The sequence below is a fragment of the Streptomyces sp. NPDC042259 genome (assembly GCF_055582085.1).
Genome location: NZ_JBVJDW010000008.1, coordinates 33113 through 49296 on the forward strand (window position 1 = coordinate 33113; position 16184 = coordinate 49296).

Genomic DNA, 16184 nt, shown 5'->3' on the forward strand with positions numbered 1-16184 from the left:
CGCGGGTAGTGCTGACGGCCGATCGGGCGCTCCAGTGCCGGTGCACCGCTCGTGAACGAGGAGCCCTTCGTCGCCGTGCGGGCCCGGCCTGACCGGAGGTGGTCGGGGACGAGCGGCGGCGTCACCGCGTCGACGGTTCCGGGTACGCCGGTCACGGCCGAGCCGGACCGTACGGTCGTCCCAAAGCGATCGCACGCGTCACGCGATGCTCCGGTAGGGTCACGTACCGCACCGAGACGGTCGGCGACAGCCGACCGGAAGCCCACGGGAGCGCGGGCGGCCTTCGCGGCCGGCCGTCTTCTGGACTGCGCGCGCGGCCTTGACGATACTGGACAGCGACAGTGATCGGACGGATATCGCCGAGCGGTCCGCAGACCTTTGAAGGTGAGCGTGTCATGCTCGATCTGCCGCGTGAGGAGCGGCTGGCTGCAGCCTTCGTCGATCTCGCCGACACCTTGGTGCGCGACTTCGATGTGATGGATTTCCTGCACACCCTGGCCGAGCACTGCGTGGAGTTGCTGGACGTGACGGCGGCCGGGGTGCTGCTGGCCACCCCGCAGGGCCGGATCGTGGACGCGGCGGCCTCCGACGAGCGCACCCGCATGCTGGAGCTCGCGAGCATCGAGTGGGACGAGGGCCCGTGCAGGGACTGCTGCCGCACCGGCATCCCGGTCCCCGACGTACCGCTGGACACCGAGGCGGCCCGCAACCGCTGGCCGCGGTTCGCGGCGCGTGCGATGGAGCTGGGATTCACCTCCGTCGTGGCGGCTCCGCTGCGGCTGAACGACCAGGTGATCGGCGCCCTCAACCTCTTCCGGGACATGCCCGGTCCGCTGGAGCCGACGCAGTTGCGATTGGGACAGGCTCTGGCGGACACGGCGACCATCGGCATCCTCCAGCAACGGGCGGTGCACGAACAGATGACCGTGACCGCGCAACTGCAGGTCGCCCTGGACAGCCGGGTCGTCATCGAACAGGCCAAGGGCTTCCTCGCCCACCGCCGCCGGACCGGCGTCGAAGAGGCGTTCCAGGCCATGCGGAGGCATGCCCGCTCGCGTCAGGCGCAGCTCACCGTCGTCGCCCGCGAGGTTCTCGACGGAACCGCCGACGCGTCCCTTCTGAATCCTTAAGACGTCCCTTCCGAAACCTCAAGAAGCGACAGCCGACCTGTCCAGGGCACACCAGACGTTGTCCTGCGGAGAACCAAAGGGGTGAGGGCAGTGCTGCACCGCGCAATGGCCTCATACCTGCGCGCGCTCGAAGCGCACCCGGACCCCGGCCTGCCCCCTTTGCCGCTGCGGGCCTGCGCGCAGACCCTGGGCCTGGACGGCCTGGCCTTCCTGCTCGCTTCCGACGGCAGCCCGCCCGAGCTGCTGCAGTCCTACGGAGAGCACACCGCGGCCCTGGAGGACGTCCAGCTCACCCAGGGCCAGGGCCCCAGCCTGGACGCGGCCCGACACGCCACGCTGACACTCGCTCCCGACATGGCGGCTCTCGATCCCTCCCGCTGGCCCGGCCTGGCCCCGGCGGTCCTGGGTCTGGGCGTGCGGGCCGTCTTCGCCTTCCCCTTGCGTATCGGAAACATCTGTCTCGGGGTGCTCACCGCTCACCGCACCTCCCCCGGCCCGATGACCGCCCCCCAGCTCACCGACGCGCTCATCCTGGCCGACACCGTCGCCGGACTCCTCACCGGTCTCGCCGCCCGATCGGGCCCGCCGGCCGCCCTGCTCATGGACGATCCCGGTCTGCACTTCGCGGAGGTCCACCAGGCCACCGGCATGCTCGCCGCGCAACTCGGCATCCCTCTTGCCCAAGCCTTGGTCAGGCTCCGCGCCCACGCGTTCAGCCATGACCGTCCTCTGCTGGAGACAGCACGCGACGTATTGGGGCGACGCCTCCGCCTGGACATCACGGACAACGGGACCGACCCGCAGGACCGTCAGGACGACCAGTAGGGCCACACCGGGAGGAGAAGCCCGGCGGGACGGGAGCCGGGGACCGAACGTCGGGCGCTCGTGGCGACGAACGGTCTGCGGCCCCACGTCGGCCGATGACAGCGGGCAGCGATCCGTTCCTCGCGCGCCACATCGTTGAGACCGTTGTGATGGGCGTACGCCCTGACTACCGTGGGTGGTATGGGTTCATCACGAGAAGAACGCCTGTCGCGGGCGTTCGTGGAACTGGCGGACACGCTGGTCGACGACTTCGACGTGGTCGAACTGCTGACCACCTTGACGATGCACTGTGTGGACCTGCTGGACGTGCACTCCAGTGGAGTGATGATCACCGATCCCCACGGCAACCTGATCGTCATCGGTGCGTCCAGTGAGCAAACCCGCGAGCTGGAACTCCGGGAGATCCAGTCCGACCAGGGCCCCTGCCTGGATTGTTACCGCTCCGGCGAGCCCCAGAGCGCCGCCGACCTCGCCACCGAGACCCGCTGGCCGCGCTTCACCCCCCTGGCCCTCAGCCACGGCTACCGCGCCCTGCACGCCGTCCCCCTGCGCCTGCGCAGCCGCGTCATCGGGGCCCTCAACCTGATGCGCACCACCCCGGTGCCCCTGGGACAGGCAGAGCTGCGCACGGCACAGGCCCTGGCGGACATCGCCACCGTCGGATTGCTCTCCCACCGGCGGGTGGGTCTCGCCGACCTGGTCACCGACCAGCTCCTCGCGGCGCGTACCAGCCGGTCCTTGACCGAGCAGGCGGTGAACATCGTGGCCGAACGCTGGCAGCTCGACACCGCCGAGGCGTTCCGGGTCCTTCAGGAACGCTCGCGCAAGGAGGGCATCTCCATGAGCGAGCTTTCCCATGACATCGCCCGCGGCACCTTCGACATCACCGCCCTCGCCGGCATCATCGCCGCCCGGGCGCGCGAATCCGGCTGACTTCCGCCGCAAAGGTCGTGGCTCGGCCGGTTGATGACCGGGTGCGTGCGGGCCCGGCGCGGACGCAAGGCGCTCGCGCCGCCGAGGGGCTCGGCTCGCTCGGATTCGGTCCGTACCGCGGATTCCGGTCGTGACGGCTGTGTGCGGGATGCGGAGTACGGGGTTGCCGTCTCGCGACGGCCGCTGCACTGTGCTTGGCAGAGTCGTCGCCGCGTACTGCGGGAGGGATCCGGCCGCCGCCAGGAGGAAAACCGGCACCGGCGGCGGCCGGACGCTGGAGAGCGGGGCTCCTTTCCCCGCCTCCGGCGCAACCCGTCCTTCCTGGCCGGCAGGGACGCGTAGGGCACTGGGAGGCCCCTGGCGGACAGGCCGGGAAGGGCGGGAACCGGGGAGCGCGCCGCGGAAAACGCGGTCTCCGGCCGTCCTTGTGGGCACTGCGGCCTCGGGGTCCGGGAGAGCCGGGCCGGGCAGCGTGGCTGCCTGGCTTCGTGGTGGAGGCTAGACGCCCCGGCGGGGGGCGGGCAAGACACGGAAACCGGACAATGGCCGAGGGCCGCCGGGCCCCACGACCATGAGTCGTGCCTGACCACAACCTCGGTCCCTGTTTCCACTTTCGGCCGTTCGGGAGCCAGGAACGGATCCTGGCGACGAACGATTTCCCATGCCGGAGGGTGGGTGAACTCCCTTTGGTGGAAAGGCGGATGACGCCAACCTTCGGGCACAGTTCCGGCCGACGGGACCGCGGAACGCACACCGAGCGCGACCCGGGAGCCGGCGAGCGCGGTCCGCGAGTGGCGGAGTGAGCCACCGGGCAGCCGGCTGCGGGGCCGCAGGCGGATCTGCTCCAGGAAGTCGTGCACACCTGCTCACCCCAGTGCTGGGGGCCGGCGGATCGCCTGGCCCCGCGCCGACCGGAACGATACCGGCACGGCTCGGTCAGGCGATCCGCCGGACACGCCCTAGCCGGCTGCCGCCGACTGCGCCGCGTCGTACACGGCCTTCTCCTCGTCCCCGAAGTGCGTGGAACTCATATTGGGGCCCTGCACCCAGCCGAAGAGCTTGATGATCTGGGCGGGGTCGTCGTAGCGGGAGAACACCCCGACCTGGAGGCCCTCACCGGTGGCGGGGTCGAAGTTCTGCAGCAACGGGCCGCCGCTGCAGCCCGGTGACTGCGCGCCGCGCATCACGTCGCTGTAGTAGACCGGGTCACCGCGCGTGGTGCCCCGGGCGGCCATGAGGCTCCGGCCGTCGAAGGTCCGCTGGAGCTGCGCAAACACGTTGCCGGGCCGGTAGTAGTTGCGTTCGTTGATGGTCGGGTAGCCGAAGACGTAGTCGGTCTGGTTCTGCGGCTGGTTGAAGCCGATCTGCTGGGCGCCGGTGACCTGGCCGACCGGACGGGGGTCGTCGGGGTTGTCCACGAGGACAGCGGCCATGTCGTGCCCCAGCAGCCAGTCCGCGCTCCGGCTCCAGGTGTTGGTGACCCACTCACGGGTCACGCCCCAGACCCCGTAGGGGGCGATGTCCTTGCCGGGCAGTGCCGTGCTGGTGGTGTGACGTTCCAGGTTCGCTCCGTTGAACCCCGGTACGAACACCATGTTGGTGATCATGGTGTTCCCGAAGCCTACATCGATCGGGGTGTGGATGCGCAGACAGTGGGCGGCGGTCACCACCACGCTCTGGTTGGCGCTGTTCACCACGTCACCGGAGCAGGAGGTCGTCGACACCGCGCCGGTGACCACGTCCTTGTTCTCGATGAAGAACTTGCCCGCGGTGCGCGAGACCGTCCCGGCCTTGCGCGGCCACGGCTTGCTGAGGTCGTCCCAGCCGCCGGGGGGCGGGGTCGCGTCCCGGTCCTCGTGGTTCAGTCCGGTGGCGGCCATCTTCGCGAGTACTCCACTACGGGTTGGTGGTCACCTGGAAGCCGGCGCCGAAGACGCCCGCGGGAGCCGCGGCGTCCCTGGCCCGCAGATCGGCGAGGATGTTCGCGGAGCTGGTGTAGGCGAAGGGCGGCCAGGACAGCGTGATCGCCTTGGTGATGCCGGCCCAAGGGCCCGCGGCCTGGAAGTTGTTGGCCTGGGAGGGCAGATCGGTGCCGGGTACGTGCCAGATCACCGGCCCGCCCGAGTCACGCGTGATGTTCGCGGCCGGGGACTGGTAGATACCGCCCGTGTTGCTCATGACGGTGCCGTACCAGACGCCCGTCTGCCCCGAGACGATGATCTCGTTGCTGCCGGTGGCGAGCAGTCGCTCGTTGTCGAGCGCGGGGGTCAGGGCGTTCGGGCTGACCTTTCCGCCGGGGACCTCCAGCACACCGGTCTGCTTCAGGTACGGGCCCTGCGAGGAGGGCGTCACCTGCGCGACCAGCTCGATGATCATGTAGTCCTTGGTCATGTGACCCGTCTGCGAGCCCTCGCGGTCCTTGAAGTAGCGCACGTATCCGATCGGGCCGAAGGCGGTGTCCGCCCGGTCGTAGACGGGAGCGATGTTCTCGGGGATCTCGCGGTCCGCGTAGGGCGGATCGTTGAGGCAGTGGCCCGCCGAGATGGCTATCTGGTGGGCGTACTTGTCGGTGCCCACCGCGCCGATCGTGCAGAACACCTCGGGCGTCGACGGGCTGAAGAGGATCTGCATCCCGTTGTGCACGCGCTTGCCCGGTTCGGCCTGGGCGGCCTGGGCGGCCTGGGCGGCACTGGCTCCCAGGGTCCAGAGGACCGCCAGGCTGAGCAGGAGTGAGCACAGTCGCTTGATCATGTATGTAACCCTGTCTGTCGGGGACCGGAAGGTCAGGCGGACGCGAAGGCCGCTTCGAGCCGCGGAACGAAGTCCACGAGGTCCTGTGCCCAACAGCCGTAGTTGTGGCCGCCGTCGCAACGGTCGCCCCAGCCGGAGCCGTCGCCGTAGTCCACGTAGTGGGAGGGGTACTGGAGGGCGTCCAGCCGCTCCTTGGCGTGCTGGGACGCCGACTGGGCCCAGAATTCCGGCTGGGCGGGGTTGCCGGCACCGTTGCCGGTGTAGATGGTGACGCCCATGCCGGCCCGGGCCAGGACGTCCATGCGCGCGACCGGGTCCGCCTCGTTCCAGCGCCAGTCGGCGTTGAACACCGGATACGGGGTGCCGAAGATCGCGTCACTGGACACCGTGGGCCCGAAACCGAGCGAGCAGGTGGGGCTGGACGCGCCGCAGAGCGGGGCACCGATATTGGTCAGGGTGGCGACCACGGCGGCGCGCATGACGGCGTGGTTGCGCGAGAGTTCGTCGGCGCCGGAGAGCGTGGCGACCTGGCTGAACAGATCGGGACGGTCCTGGGCGTAGTGCAGGGCGCCGAAACCTCCCATCGAGAGACCGGCGACGGCTCGCCCCTGCTTCGTCGCGAGGGTGCGCAGGTTGGCGTCGATGAACGGGATCACCTGGTTGACATGGAAGTTCTCCCAGTTCTGGGCGCCGGCGGCGGTCCCCTGGTCGAGCCAGTTGGTGTACCAGCCGCGCAGGCCCCCGTCCGGGATGACGGTGATCATCGACTGGGCCGCGGTGAGTGCGGGGTAGGCCAGGTTCGGGTTGCCCGGGTCGTCGGAGGCGCCGTGCAGGAAGTACAGCACCGGGTAGCGCTTGGCGGGCTGGGAGGCGTAGTCGCGGGGAAGCAGGATCCGGATCCGGTGCGCCCCGGCGACCTGCGGTGTCTTCACGGTGACCACGAAGTTCGTGGCGGAGCCGGTGGGGGCGCCGGCCTGGGTCAGGCCGAAGCCGTCGGCCATCTTCGGCGGTCCCGGAGTCTCGGCGCGCGCGGAAGGCGCGCCCGACAGCAGGAGGGCGGCGGCCAGGGCGGCGACGGCCGCCTTGGCGCGCGGGAGCCGGGCGGGCAGGACTGATCTCATCGGTGGTCCTCGGGCTGGACTGGGTGCCATGGGACTGGTGTTCGGCCGGACAGGGGAAATCTCATCGCAGCACTCCGCGCGGCGCCATACTGTCGGGTGGCGCACATGCGCCAGCGGCCCAAGTGGGCCACTCGTACGGCGAGGGGGAAGTCGTGCACGACGTATTGGACCCGGATTCCGATCGCGGGCGGGTCTACCGGTGCCTGGTCGGTCATCCCCGGGTGTCCGTCGGCCAGTTGGCGGCCCGGGCCGGGGTGGGCGAGTCCGTCGTCCAGGTGGTACTGAAGGAGCTGGCCGCCGAGGACATCGTCGTGCCGACGGATCTCGGGGGCGGGGAAGCCACTTGGGAGGCGTTACCGCCCACGCAGGTCGTCGAGGCGCTGTTGCGGCGCGACGCGGCGTGGCGGACGTCGCTGCGGCGGACCGGGGCGGAGCTGGAACGGCTCTACCGTTTCGCCCGGAGGGACGCCGGTCACTACGGCGCGCTGGAAGTCGTCGAGGACGCCGCGCGCGTGCTGAGGGTCAGCCGGCAGCTCCAGCAGTCGGCGCGCGACCAGATCCGGGTCATCGACGTGCCCCCGTATTCCGGCACATCCGACCACTACTGTGCTCAGGAAGTGCTGCAGCGCGAGCGCATGGCCGCCGGTGTGGTCTACCGCAGCATCTACCACGGGTCCGCGTTCGACGATCCCATCGCGTGGCCCAACATGGCGCGCATGATCGAGGCGGGGGAACAGGCCCGGACCCTGGACGATCCGCCCATGAAGCTCGCCATCAGCGACAACGAACTGGCGGTGGTCACCCTCGCCGCCGACGACCACCCCGGCGTCGTCTCCCTCTTGATACGTCCGTCCGGGCTGTTCCAGGCGCTGTCCAACGTCTTCGAATCCCTGTGGCGGCTCGCCGTTCCGGTGTCGGCGGCGGGCATCGGGACGCAGATCGACGCCCGGGACCGCCAGATCCTGACGCTCATGGCCAGCGGGGCCACCGACGACGCGATCGCCCGGCATCTGGGGGTGGGCCGGCGTACCGTCGTGCGCCGGGTCTCCGCCCTGCTGGCCAGGCTGGGGGCCACCACCCGTTTCCAGGCGGGGGTCCAAGCGGCACGCCGCGGCTGGCTCTGAGGCCGGACGGGCCTTTAGGCCGGAAAGCCACTATCCGAAGGTGATCACCAACCCATAGGAATGGCTTCCCGGCCTGACCGGCCGTCCGCGATCACAAGGAGCCACCACCATGACTCGCCTTCGCATCATGTGTTCGGCCCTCGCCGGCGCCGCGGCGCTGTTCGCCCTGACCGCCGCGCCCGCCCATGCCGCTCCCGGCGATGTCACCACCTCCTGCGCGAGCGTCCTGACCCCGTCCGGCTTCGTCGACGTCAGCTGGGGCTACAGCAGCAGTTGCGGCACCCAGAACTTCAGCCCGAACATCAAGCAGATAAAGCAGCTCACCGGGCTGCCGGTCGGCACCGTCGTCCAGGCCTGTGCCTCCACCTACCAGCCCGCGGGCTGGGTCCAGACCAGCTCCTACTACAGCAGCAGCTGCCGCTACTCGGCGACCCCCAGCCTCAACAACAACGCCTGGCAGCTCAAGCGCGTCTCCTGAAGCCGGGGCCGCGGTCACGGCGCACCGGTTCACCGCGTGCCCAGGGAATCCGCGTAGATGTGCCGGATCAGGTCGGTGTCGACGGCGGGTGTGGGGTCGTTGTCGAGGTTCCCGCTGATCCCGTCGACGAAGACGTCGATGTCCCGCGCGGTGAACCCCCAGTCCGTCAGCCCGCTCGCCAGCCCCGCCGTGTCCAGCACCGCGGCGACGGCACGATGGACGTCACGGTGGCCGAGGGCGTCGGCGACGTCGGCGAAACCGTCCGCGGCGTGGGGGTGGGCCACCCGCAGCCAGGCGGGGTAGAGCATGGCCAGGCCCCTGCCGTGCGGCACGTCGATCCGTCGGACCGCGCCCATCGCCTGCTGGAGGCGGTGGGGCAGACACGTGCTGGCGCAGGCGACGTTGACTCCTCCGAGCAGTGCGGCGAGGGCCATCGCCTCCCGGGTTCCGGGGCCGGTGTCCCCGGCGGCGACCAGGGGCAGATGGTCGCGGATCAGTCCGATCGCCCGCCGCGAGTGGGCCCGGCTCTCGTCGGTGGCACGGGCGGCCACATAACCCTCGATGACGTGGGCGAGCGCGTCGAACGCGGTCTCGACGGCGACCGGTACCGGCAGAGGCGCCGTGAGGTCGGGGTCCACGACGGCGACCTTGGGGAAGAGGTCGTCGCCCCGGATACCGGACTTGAAACCCCGGACCACGTCGGTGACGATGGCCCCCTTGGTCACCTCCGAACCGCTGCCGGCCGTCGTCGGCACGGCGACGACGGGCAGCGCGGACGGGGACACCGCGAGCGTTTCACCGATGAGGTCCCGCACGGTGCCGGCCTGGCCCGCCACGGCCACGGCCTTCGCCGCGTCGATGGCGCTGCCGCCGCCCAGACCGACCACCACATCGCACGAACGGGCCCTGGCGAGGGCGATGGCCTCGTCTATCTCGTCGGACCGGGGGTTGGCACTGATTCCTTCGAAGAGGGTGACGGTGAGCCCCGCCGCGCGCAGCGAGGACTCGGCCCTGTCCAGGAAGCCGTGCCTGCGCATGGCGGTGCGCCCGCAGACGATCAGCGCGTGGCCGCCCCACTGTGCCGTCGGCGCACCGATCCGGTCCAGAGTGCCGCGGCCGAAGAGCACGTGGGTCGGTACCGGCAACTCAAGCCGCATGGTCGGTGTTCTCCTCGGGTCGGTTGTTCTCCAGCGCCTCGAGGACGGCGCAGGTGCCGTGGCCGAGGTAGTGCAGCGCGGAACCGCCGCCGGTGGACCGGGGGCCGGCCCAGGGCAGTTCCGCGACGGTGTCGCCGCCCAGCAGGAGCGTCGCGGGGTCTCCGGGAGCACGGGCGCCCAGTACCGCGGCCGCGGCCCGGTGGTTGCCCTCGGAGTACCGGCCGGGGGTCCCGGCCACCAGGACCCGGCCGGCGCGGCGGACCGCGTCCAGCGCCCACGGTTCCACGTGGAAGTCGACGATGGCCCAGCCGTCCGGCACGCCGTCCTCCACGGGGACGGTGCGGATGGCGCCCGAGGGCCCGGCGATCACCACCGTGCGGGGCAGATGGATCCGGGCCCCGCCGGAACGGCCGAGCACCGCTCGTGCCACCGCGGCGCAGTTCTGCGGTTCGGTGCCCAGCTCGGAGTCTCCGACGGCGTGGCCGCTGACCGCCAGGAGCGTGTTCAGTACCACTCCGCCGGGGATGACGACGTCGTACGTCCGCGTGAAGCACTCCAGCCCCACCGTCGTCTTCTCCGCCTTGACGCCGCCCAACACGGCCACCGAGCCGGTCACGCCGCCGTCGGCTCGCCACCGTCGCAGCAGCTCCGTCTCGCGGAGGAGGGAGGAGGCCGCGTAGCCCGGCAGGAAGTCGAGGATGCCGACGTTGGAGGCATGACGTCGGTGCGCCTTGGAAAATCCACCGATCGCCACCCGGTCGCCCAGGCGGGCGAGGGAGGCGGCCAGTTCCCGGTCGCCGGCCTCCTCCCCCGGGTCCAGCCGGACGTTGCCGAAGAGCACGATCTCCCCGTCACACAGCTCCGCCGCGCGGCGCCGGGCCCGCTCGGTGGCGCACTCCGGGAAGTAGGGGACCGGCCGGCCGAGGCGTTCGCCGAGATAGCTCGCCAGGTACTCCAGGTGCCGGGCGGTGCCGTCCTTGGCGCTTCCCTGGTGGGTGAGGAGTGCGACGCGGGCGCCCGCGGTGGCGAGCGCGCGCACATCGTCCAGTTCGGTGTCGATACGGCCCGTGTCCGTCAGCGCGGGCCCGACGTTGCATCCGGCGGAGTAGACCCATCGCTCCCCCGGTCTGACGCGGTGTTCGCTCAGCAGTCTCATCTGTGTCACAGTCCGTAGTGGTGCAGGCCGGTCCGCTCGTCCAGCCCGGACATCACGTTCATGTTCTGGATCGCCGATCCGGCCGCGCCCTTGACGAGGTTGTCCGTCACGGCGATGACCTTGATGAAGCCGCGGGCCGCGTCGTAGTCCACGCCGATGTGGCAGAAGTTGGAACCGGTGACGGCGGTCAGGCTCGGATAGACGCCGTACTCCTTGGCGTTGAGGCCCGACGTCTTCGGCGCGGTGTTGACGCGGACGAAGAACTCGTCGGCGTAGTGGTCCCGGTAGAGGTCCAGCAGTGCCGCCCGGTCGGTGTCCGCGCGTGTGCCGGGGTGGACGGACAGGCTCGCCTGGATGTAGATGCCCCGGGCGAAGTTGCCGTGCGCCGTGCTCATGTCGACGCACAGGTCCCGGCCGGCCAGCGGCGCGAGATGGGTCTCCAGCTCCGGGGCGTGGCGGTGCCCCTCCAGGCTGTAGGGCAGCATCGAGGCGAACGCCTCGGCGTGCATGACCTCGGTGACGGGTTTGTTCCCGGCACCCGTGGTGCCGTTGACGGCGGCGAGGTGGACGGGCTGGTCGAGGTCGACGAGGCCGCTGCCGAGCAGCGGGGCCAGCCCGAGAACGGTGGTGATGGCGTAGCAACCGGGGTTGGCCACCAGGCGGGCTCCGGCGATCTGCTCGCGGTGGAGTTCGGTCACCCCGTAGACGGCCTCCTCCAGCAGTCCCGGGGCGGCGTGCGGCGTGCCGTAGACCGCGGCGTACCGCTGGGGGTCGCGGAACCGGAAGTCGGCGCTGACGTCGACGACCTTCACGCCGCGGTCCAGGAAGAACGGCGCCGAACGCATCGCCTCGCCGGACGGGGTGCAGAAGAAGACCACGTCGAGGTCGTCGGCGCGGCGCCGGAGTTCGTCCACCTCCACGAACTTCAGCCCGCAGCCGAGCAGGTTGGGGTGGACACGGTCGAACTCCTCACCGCCCCGGGCCGTGGGGGTGATGGAGGCGACCCCCGGGTGGTTGAGCAGCAGCCGGGCGAGTTCGCCGCCGGCGTAGCCGGTGCCGCCTACGATGCCGGTACGGAGCGTCATGCGTCACCTCGGGGAAGCAGGATGATTTTGCCGGTGCCGGTTCTGCCCTCGGCCATCAGGGCCAGGGCGGCGCCGGTGTCGGCCAGCGCGAACCGGTGAGTGATCATGGGCCGGGGGTCGATCTCGTCGGCGGCGAGCCAGGAGATCACCGTGCGGAAGTCCTCCGCGGTCGACAGCGAGGAACCGATGACGGTCACTTCCCTGCCGACGACGGCATTGGCCGCCAGGGGGACGGAGCCGTCGAAGAAACTGACCACGATCACGGTTCCGCCCGCGCGTACGGCGCCGACCGCCTCGTCGAGCGCACCCGGGTGGCTGGAGGCCACGACGACGACGTCGGTCTCCGCGGCTTCGGCTCCGGGTGTGCCGAGGTAGGCGTCCGCACCGAGCGCCAGGGCCCGGGTGCCCTTCTCCGGGCCGATGTCGGTGCAGGTGATCCGGCCGAAGCCGAGCCGGCGGGCCGCGATCAGACAGGCCAGTCCGATGTTGCCGGAACCGATGATCCGCAGCGAGCGCCCGGCCGCCGGGCCGGCGAGCCGGACGGCGTGCAGGCCGATGGAGAGCGGTTCGACGAGGGCGCCCAGCTCGGGGTCGAGCCCGGCGGGCAGGGTGAAGGTCATGTTCGGCCGGAGCGTCACGTACTCGGCGAAGGAGCCCTCCCACCCCAGGTGACACAGGTTCCGCTTGTTTCGGCAGAGGTTGGTCAGGCCCTGGGCGCACCGGTCGCAGCTCTCGCAGTGCGCGTAGGCGGCCGCGCAGACCAGGTCGCCGACGGCGAAACGGCCCGCCGCCCGCTCCACGACACCGCACAGCTCGTGGCCGAGGACCACCGGTGCGGTCTTGTAGGGGTGGGCACCTCGGTAGGTGGCGAGGTCCGACCCGCACACACCGGTGGCGAGCACACGGACCAGCAGCTCCTCCCCCTGGGGGACGGGCAGCGGGCCACGACGGTAGGCGATCCGCCCGTACTCCGTGAGCACGGCGCTGTTCATCGGCATGCGGTGGCGACCTTCCGTCCGGCGAGCGCCTCGCGCAGCGAGTCGAGGAGGATCCGGCCGATCCGCTCCTGGGAGTCCGCCGACATCGCCCCGATGTGCGGGGTGATCACGACGTTGTCCAGCTCGGCGAGGCGGCCCGGGTTGCCTTCCTCGGTCACCACGTCGAGTGCGGCGCCCGCGATGTCGCCGGTGGTGAGCGCCCGGTAGAGGGCCTCCTCGTCGACCACGGGTCCCCGGGAGATGTTGACCAGCAACGCCGAACTCTTCATGGCCCGCAGCGCCTCGTCGTCGATGAGGTGGTGCGTGCGGTCGGTGAGCGGAACGGCCAGGCACACCACGTCGGCGGTGGCCAGCAGCTGTTCCCGGGACAGCAGTTCGATGCCCTGGCCGCCCAGTTCCGCGCGGCGCTCCGGGGTGTCCCGGTCGACGGTCGCGACGACCCGCATGTCCAGCCCCCGGACCAGCCGGGCGAGGCGGGTACCGATCCGGCCCATGCCCACCAGGCCCAGGGTCTTCCCCCCGAGTTCGGCACCCGAGAGCGCGGCCTTGTTCCAGACTCCCGACCGCACCTGGCGGTCGGCCAGGGCGATGTGCCGGGCGGCCACGAGCATGAGGCCCAGCGCCAGTTCGGCGACGGCGGGCGCGGAGACACCGGGAATGTTGAACACCGTCACCCCGGCGGCCGCGGCGGCGTCCAGGTCGATGTTGTCGGTGCCGGAGCCGGCCCGGGCCACGACCTTCAGCCGGGGTGCCGCCCGGATGATGTCCGCGTCGATGCGTACCCCACTGCGCACCACGACGACCTCGGTGTTCTCCACCAGCCGTCGCAGCCGGTCGGCCGAGGGGCGCAGTTCGACGTGGACGTCGTAGGTGTGACGCAGCTGTGCCAGGGCGGTTTCGTGCAGGGGGTCCACGACCAGGACCCGGGTGCGCGGGGCGGCGGCCGGTGGCGGCGGGACGCTCGTGGCGTCGGCGAGCACCTGGACCGCGCGCCGGTCCAGCTTGCCCGAGGGGGTCAGCGGCAGGGAGTCCACGCGCAGGAAGCGGTTGGGCACCAACTGGGCGGGCACGGTGGCACGGGCGTGGCGGCGCAGCGAGGGGACGTGGAAGGCATCATCGGCCGTGGTGACCACCAGGGCCACGAGCATGGCGGTTCCGTCGGGGTCGCGGGTCACCGCCGCGGCCGCGTCGTGGACGGCGGCATCGGCCCGGAGTGCCTCCTCGACCTCGGCCGGCTCGACCCGGTGGCCTCGGATCTTGACTTGCTGGTCGTTTCGGCCCAGGTACTCCAGGGTGCCGTCCGGCAGTCGGCGGGCGAGGTCGCCGGTGCGGTACCAGCGTCGGCCGTGGGCCGTCGGGAAGCGTTCGGCGGTGAGTTCGGGCCGGTGCAGATAGCCCTCCGTCACACCCGTGCCGGCCACCCACATCTCGCCGGTCTCGCCTTCGGGCACCAAGCGCAGCGCTTCGTCACGGAGTTCGACCGACAGGTGGGGCAACGGCACGCCGATGGGCGAACGCACCGAGCCGGTGAGGTCCTCGGGCGTGAGGACCCTGCCCGTGGTGAACACGGTCGTCTCGGTGACGCCGTACATGTTCACGAACGTCGGCGCCCTGTCCCCGGCGGCTTCCGTGAACGCCCTGACGATGTCCAGGTCGACGTTCTCGCCCCCGAAGACGACATAGCGCAGGTCCAGGTCGGGTGCGCCGGAGTCGGTGTACTCCCGGGCCAGGAACCGGAACACGGAGGGCACCTGGTTGAGGACCGTGACCCGCTCGGCGGCGAGCAGGCGCAGGAAGTCCTCGGTCGCGCGGGCCTCGCCGGCGGGGACCACCACGGCGGTACCACCGGTGGCCAGCGGCCCCCACAGCTCCCAGACCGAGAAGTCGAAGCTGAAGGAGTGGAAGAGCGACCAGCGGTCCCGTGGTCCGACGTCGAAGAGCGGCAGCGTCGCGGCGAGCAGCGCCAGCACATTGGCGTGGGTGACCACACAGCCCTTGGGCCGACCCGTCGACCCCGAGGTGTAGATCACGTATGCCGGGTCCCGCGGGTCCGGGGTGACGGCGGGCGGTGCCGCCGGGGCCGGGGTGGCGGGGTCGATGACCCGGAGGCCGTCCAGGCCGCAGGCCGCGGCCTGGCCGGGGTCGCCGACCAGGGTCGTCACCTGCGCGTCGGCGACCATGTAGTGCAGTCGCTCGTGGGGGTACGTCGGGTCGAGCGGCACATAGGCCGCGCCGGACTTGAGGATGCCGATGATCCAGCCGGGCATCCGGTGGGAGCGCTCCAGGAGTACCCCCACCAGGTCACCGCGGCCCACCCCGGCGGCGGCAAGCAGTGCGGCGACGTCGTCGGAGGTCCGGTCGAGTTCCGCGTAGGTGATGGCGCGGCCGTTCTCGGTGAGGGCCGGGGCCCCGGGCCGCAGCCTGACCGACCCGGCGAACAGGTCGGTCAGGCCGCGGGCGCCGGCCAGTGGCTCAGCGCTGTGCATAGGTGCCCCCGGTGGCCATGACGTCGCCCTGGTCGACCGGCTTGTAGTAGTCGGTGGGGTGCGCGTCGCCGCCGAAGTCGCCGAACATGCGCCGCAGCCGGGGAGACATCCGGTCCAGGATCTCGCGGGGCTGGGTGTGGTAGTCGTGCGGCCGGTGCCACAGCTGGCCGTAGCGGAGGATGAATGTCTTCCGCTCGCGCTTGGTGTTGGGCGCCACGGCATGCCAGAGCGAGTAGGGGAAGAGGAGCACGTCACCGGGTGCGGCCTTGACCTCGATGGCGTCGTCGGGCAGGACCCCGCGGCGCAGCGGCTCGTCCAGCTCCTCCATGTAGCACAGGGCGTTGTTGCTGGTGGGGAGCCTGCGATGACTGCCGGGGATCAGCAGGAAGTTGCCGCAGTCGGGCTCGGTGACATCGGTGAAGAACACCTGGGCCTTGACCTGGAGACCGGGGCTGCCCGGGGCCAGTTGCACCCGCTGCAGGTACTCGCCGCCGTCGGTGTGCCAGTACTCCAGCGCCTCCTTCTGGAGGGAGCGGACGAAGATCTCGGTGCCCAGGATCTGGACGCTTCCGTTCAGCAGGGACATCAGTGGACCGACCATCTTGGGGTGGTCGAGGAAGTAGTCCATGCCGTCGGTACGGCTGACCGCGTCGCGGACGCGGACGGTGTGGCTGCGGTCGGTGAAGCTCGCGTGGTTCTCGATGGTCGGGGCGCCCTTGGCGACCACCTCGTCGATGACCGCGAGACCCCGGGCCACCTCGTCCTGGTCGAAGACGCCCTTGAGGTGGATGTAGCCGTTCTGCTCGTAGCTCGCGAGCTGGTCCTCCGTCAGCGGTGCCCAGTCGCGCTCGCGCTCCGTCAGCAGCGTGGAGTCGCGCATCGTCGAAATCTGCATGATGAGTCCTCTCTACGGGGTCTGTGGGGTCTACGGGTCTATGAG

The 16184-nt window shown here is 70.9% G+C and carries 14 protein-coding genes; 5 read left to right on the forward strand and 9 right to left on the reverse strand.

Annotated features, from left to right (window positions below; all coding sequences use genetic code 11):
* Positions 1–395 precede the first annotated feature (395 nt).
* From ACZ6MA_RS21590 to ACZ6MA_RS21600, 3 genes are all read left to right on the forward strand, one after another.
* Positions 396–1130: a GAF and ANTAR domain-containing protein gene (locus ACZ6MA_RS21590; RefSeq protein ID WP_469435525.1), complete on the forward strand. Its 735-nt coding sequence runs from the start codon at positions 396–398 to the stop codon at positions 1128–1130.
* 90 nt (positions 1131–1220) lie between these two features.
* The gene (locus ACZ6MA_RS21595; RefSeq protein WP_469435526.1) at positions 1221–1955 is read left to right on the forward strand and encodes an ANTAR domain-containing protein; all 735 of its coding nucleotides are present in this window, start codon (positions 1221–1223) and stop codon (positions 1953–1955) included.
* Between the two features lie 180 nt (positions 1956–2135).
* Entirely contained in the window at positions 2136–2888 is a 753-nt protein-coding gene (locus tag ACZ6MA_RS21600) for a GAF and ANTAR domain-containing protein (protein WP_469435527.1), read from the forward strand.
* Between the two features lie 959 nt (positions 2889–3847).
* On the opposite strand, the gene ACZ6MA_RS21605 is transcribed toward ACZ6MA_RS21600, so the two are convergent.
* From ACZ6MA_RS21605 to ACZ6MA_RS21615, 3 genes are read right to left on the reverse strand one after another with little or no spacing between them, the layout of a single operon-like run.
* Complete coding sequence (locus tag ACZ6MA_RS21605) at positions 3848–4768, reverse strand: trypsin-like serine peptidase (protein ID WP_469435528.1); 921 nt, start codon at positions 4766–4768, stop codon at positions 3848–3850.
* Positions 4769–4784: 16 nt separating this feature from the next.
* On the reverse strand, positions 4785–5639 hold the full coding sequence (locus ACZ6MA_RS21610) for a hypothetical protein (protein WP_469435529.1): 855 nt from the start codon (positions 5637–5639) through the stop codon (positions 4785–4787).
* Between the two features lie 32 nt (positions 5640–5671).
* Positions 5672–6760, reverse strand: coding sequence for an alpha/beta hydrolase (locus ACZ6MA_RS21615; protein WP_469435530.1), 1089 nt, complete (start codon positions 6758–6760; stop codon positions 5672–5674).
* Between the two features lie 152 nt (positions 6761–6912).
* Between ACZ6MA_RS21615 and ACZ6MA_RS21620 the strand changes: the two genes are divergently transcribed.
* Both ACZ6MA_RS21620 and ACZ6MA_RS21625 read left to right on the forward strand, forming a co-directional pair.
* Entirely contained in the window at positions 6913–7884 is a 972-nt protein-coding gene (locus ACZ6MA_RS21620; RefSeq protein ID WP_469435531.1) for a LuxR C-terminal-related transcriptional regulator, read from the forward strand.
* Positions 7885–7993: 109 nt separating this feature from the next.
* On the forward strand, positions 7994–8362 hold the full coding sequence (locus ACZ6MA_RS21625; RefSeq protein ID WP_469435532.1) for a hypothetical protein: 369 nt from the start codon (positions 7994–7996) through the stop codon (positions 8360–8362).
* A 29-nt stretch (positions 8363–8391) separates the two neighbouring features.
* Here ACZ6MA_RS21625 and ACZ6MA_RS21630 read toward each other — a convergent pair whose 3' ends face one another.
* Genes ACZ6MA_RS21630 through ACZ6MA_RS21655 form a run of 6 tightly spaced genes read right to left on the reverse strand, consistent with a single transcriptional unit; the run spans position 8392 to position 16139 of the window.
* The gene (locus tag ACZ6MA_RS21630; protein WP_469435533.1) at positions 8392–9519 is read right to left on the reverse strand and encodes an iron-containing alcohol dehydrogenase; all 1128 of its coding nucleotides are present in this window, start codon (positions 9517–9519) and stop codon (positions 8392–8394) included.
* Complete coding sequence (gene pgk / locus ACZ6MA_RS21635; protein WP_469435534.1) at positions 9509–10675, reverse strand: phosphoglycerate kinase; 1167 nt, start codon at positions 10673–10675, stop codon at positions 9509–9511. Before pgk ends, ACZ6MA_RS21630 begins: the two co-directional genes overlap by 11 nt.
* 5 nt (positions 10676–10680) lie before the next feature.
* Positions 10681–11760: an N-acetyl-gamma-glutamyl-phosphate reductase gene (argC, locus tag ACZ6MA_RS21640; protein WP_469435535.1), complete on the reverse strand. Its 1080-nt coding sequence runs from the start codon at positions 11758–11760 to the stop codon at positions 10681–10683.
* Complete coding sequence (locus ACZ6MA_RS21645) at positions 11757–12758, reverse strand: zinc-dependent alcohol dehydrogenase (protein ID WP_469435536.1); 1002 nt, start codon at positions 12756–12758, stop codon at positions 11757–11759. Before ACZ6MA_RS21645 ends, argC begins: the two co-directional genes overlap by 4 nt.
* Complete coding sequence (locus ACZ6MA_RS21650) at positions 12749–15244, reverse strand: amino acid adenylation domain-containing protein (RefSeq protein ID WP_469435537.1); 2496 nt, start codon at positions 15242–15244, stop codon at positions 12749–12751. Before ACZ6MA_RS21650 ends, ACZ6MA_RS21645 begins: the two co-directional genes overlap by 10 nt.
* Positions 15231–16139, reverse strand: a complete 909-nt coding sequence (locus ACZ6MA_RS21655; protein ID WP_469435538.1) for a phytanoyl-CoA dioxygenase family protein — start codon at positions 16137–16139, stop codon at positions 15231–15233. The genes ACZ6MA_RS21650 and ACZ6MA_RS21655 overlap by 14 nt, the downstream gene beginning before the upstream one ends.
* Between the last annotated feature and the right edge of the window lie 45 nt (positions 16140–16184).

Excerpts from the sequence above, each read along its gene's own strand:
- ACZ6MA_RS21590 (WP_469435525.1), top strand. The coding sequence starts at position 396 with ATGCTCGATCTGCCGCGTGAGGAGCGGCTGGCTGCAGCCTTCGTCGAT.
- ACZ6MA_RS21600 (WP_469435527.1), top strand. The coding sequence starts at position 2,136 with ATGGGTTCATCACGAGAAGAACGCCTGTCGCGGGCGTTCGTGGAACTG.
- ACZ6MA_RS21605 (WP_469435528.1), bottom strand. The coding sequence starts at position 4,768 with ATGGCCGCCACCGGACTGAACCACGAGGACCGGGACGCGACCCCGCCC.
- ACZ6MA_RS21610 (WP_469435529.1), bottom strand. The coding sequence starts at position 5,639 with ATGATCAAGCGACTGTGCTCACTCCTGCTCAGCCTGGCGGTCCTCTGG.
- ACZ6MA_RS21615 (WP_469435530.1), bottom strand. The coding sequence starts at position 6,760 with ATGAGATCAGTCCTGCCCGCCCGGCTCCCGCGCGCCAAGGCGGCCGTC.
- ACZ6MA_RS21625 (WP_469435532.1), top strand. The coding sequence starts at position 7,994 with ATGACTCGCCTTCGCATCATGTGTTCGGCCCTCGCCGGCGCCGCGGCG.
- ACZ6MA_RS21630 (WP_469435533.1), bottom strand. The coding sequence starts at position 9,519 with ATGCGGCTTGAGTTGCCGGTACCGACCCACGTGCTCTTCGGCCGCGGC.
- pgk (WP_469435534.1), bottom strand. The coding sequence starts at position 10,675 with ATGAGACTGCTGAGCGAACACCGCGTCAGACCGGGGGAGCGATGGGTC.
- argC (WP_469435535.1), bottom strand. The coding sequence starts at position 11,760 with ATGACGCTCCGTACCGGCATCGTAGGCGGCACCGGCTACGCCGGCGGC.
- ACZ6MA_RS21645 (WP_469435536.1), bottom strand. The coding sequence starts at position 12,758 with ATGCCGATGAACAGCGCCGTGCTCACGGAGTACGGGCGGATCGCCTAC.
- ACZ6MA_RS21650 (WP_469435537.1), bottom strand. The coding sequence starts at position 15,244 with ATGCACAGCGCTGAGCCACTGGCCGGCGCCCGCGGCCTGACCGACCTG.
- ACZ6MA_RS21655 (WP_469435538.1), bottom strand. The coding sequence starts at position 16,139 with ATGCAGATTTCGACGATGCGCGACTCCACGCTGCTGACGGAGCGCGAG.